Below are 2,330 nucleotides of genomic sequence, written 5' to 3' on the forward strand. Positions count from 1 at the left end.
CGGTTCGATTCAGATACTGATCTGAAATTCAGTAAGTTAAGTGAAAAGCTAGGCCGCTCGAAGCAAGAGCTGTTCGGCCAGATGGTGGACTATTTCTACAAGTCCAAGAAGGATCCGGCTGATTTGAATGATGAATTGCTGAAGAAAGAACTGGGTCAGGGTATCAACCGCATCATCTCGTTTATCAAGACACAAGAGAAGGAAGCCTTAACACCGATGTTAGCCGATTTAACGCTGTTGCAGCGGAGCTTGGACGGCCTAGCGAGCCGATTTAACCAGTTCTATGAACCCATGGACGGCCAGCCTACCAATGCGGATGGTTTCTTTGTGCTAACCCAACGTAGGATCCTGCAAGAAAACAAAGCCATTAAGCAACAACAGGATGACATGGCTGAGAAGCTTAATAAATGGCTTGAGGAGGACGAACGGCGTCAAAAGGATATCAGACTACAGCAAGAGCAAAAGAAGGGCTTAAAAGCGAGGTTTAGCGCCATCTTGAATCATTATATGGTGCAGCGGGAAACGCTGAACGCTTTGACCCAAGGACGGTCTATTCGCGAACTGGAGGAGAACGTTCGTGCTCAGGTTGAGAATCTGTAACCTTTTTCCCTTTTCCACATGCCTCATATCAACATTACCTCTAGTAGTAGCGGCAGCAATGCCGGCAGTTGTGGCCAGCTGGTCGAGTACCTGGAGAAGGAAAACAATCTGAAGGCCGAGTATAAAGCTGAACTGTGGTTCAACCAGGGCCGCGACGATATTCGGGCGCAGGAAGTACGGCTGGGTATCGATTCGAATACCGCTAAGCTCAAACAACACGAGGCTAAGTTTTACCTGGTCAATATCAGCCCATCCCAAAGAGAGCTGGAACACATCGGTAATGACCCCCAGAAGCTTAAAGAGTATGCACGGGGTGTAATGGCGGAATACGCGGCCAATTTTCAGAAAGGGTTAGGCCCTGATGATGTGAAGTGGTACGGTAAAGTCGAGTACAACCGCGGCTACAAGTGGACCGATCCGGAAGTAAAGCAAGGCTTTTCTCAGCGGGGTGATTTGAAATCTGGCCGTCAGATGCACGTGCAGATTATCGTCAGCCGGAAGGATATGCAGAATCAACGCTTACTAAGCCCGTTGACCAATCATCGGGGGCAGGGTAAGAGCGCTGAGCATGGCCACCAGTTCGGCCAGTTCAACCGGGTCGAGTTCAAAGAGCGTAGCGAATTGGCGTTTGATCAGCAGATGGGCTACCGTCGGGAGTTGGAAGAGAGCTTTCGCTATCAGAACACCATGAGCAATGGCACGGTCCAGGAGAAAGCGGCTATAATGCTGGAACTGCGCCAAGTTGAACAAACTCGTCAGCTGCAACTGGAAGCCGCCTTACGCCAGCAGATGGAGCAAGCTCGGAAATTGGAGCTCTCTCTTCAGCAACATCAAGGTATTGAGCGTGAACAAGGCCGTAGTCGTGGTTTAGGGATAGGCCTGTAGACAAATCCATTATGGAAATCGAATCCGCGATGGCATATTGTGCCGAAGCAGTTAAAGGAAAAAGTTGTGAACGGACTATCGAGAGCTAACCAGTACCGTTCTGTTTAACCTTACGCAACCTTTACAGGTAACTACTCGTATGGACCATCAAGCAGCAAGCCGCTAGAGGATTCGAAGCCTGTAGCTACATCACCCTTCTATTAACCTGGAATGGCCGTTACTCCTAATAATACTGCTTTACCTGATCTGCTCGCTGGATGCCTTTGTAACCGTCGGCAAAATCAAGAACAATTGTATCGGCAATTTTACGGGTATGCCATGAGTATTTGTCTGCGCTATACACCTACCCGGGAAAGCGCGCTAGAAGTACTGAACGACGGTTTCTTAAACGTATTCAAGCGATTGGATCAGTACGATTCGGCCCAACCGTTTAAAGACTGGCTTCGGCATATTTTTATTAATTCTGCCATGGATCACTATCGGCAAGAAGTGCACCACCATCAGCAGGAGGTTATTGAACGGGTTGAACAAACAGTGGTTTCTGAATCCGTCGAAGCCTTTAGCCAGTTGGCTCATGAAGACCTACTGGCCCTAATTAAGCAGTTGTCACCCGCTTACCGAATGGTTTTTAACCTGTACGTCATAGATGGATTCACACACGAAGAAATTGCTAGTCAACTGGGGATTTCGGTAGGCATATCAAAATCAAATTTAAGCCGGGCACGGGAGGATCTGCGGCTATTAGTAAATGGCCTTCTTCTTCCAATGGGGCAGATTTACACGTTAAGCAACTAAGGGTTTAGTTATTCTTTGTCGGGACGACGTAAAGGTCGTCGGTTTCCAAT

3 protein-coding genes are annotated in these 2,330 nt (G+C 48.2%); all 3 read left to right on the top strand.

The window, feature by feature from the left end; genetic code table 11:
* Positions 1 to 600, top strand: a 600-nt coding sequence (locus B153_RS36230; RefSeq protein ID WP_020600613.1) for a BfmA/BtgA family mobilization protein, incomplete at its 5' end; no start/stop codon positions are given.
* 18 nt (positions 601 to 618) lie between these two features.
* Positions 619 to 1,485 carry a DUF5712 family protein gene (locus B153_RS0130840; RefSeq protein ID WP_020600614.1) on the top strand — a complete coding sequence of 289 codons (867 nt, stop codon included), beginning with the start codon at positions 619 to 621 and terminating at the stop codon, positions 1,483 to 1,485.
* A 210-nt stretch (positions 1,486 to 1,695) separates the two neighbouring features.
* Positions 1,696 to 2,280: an RNA polymerase sigma factor gene (locus B153_RS36235; protein WP_040762392.1), complete on the top strand. Its 585-nt coding sequence runs from the start codon at positions 1,696 to 1,698 to the stop codon at positions 2,278 to 2,280.
* The last annotated feature ends 50 nt before the right edge of the window (positions 2,281 to 2,330 follow it).

Source organism: Spirosoma panaciterrae DSM 21099 (assembly GCF_000374025.1).
Classification (GTDB): domain Bacteria; phylum Bacteroidota; class Bacteroidia; order Cytophagales; family Spirosomataceae; genus Spirosoma; species Spirosoma panaciterrae.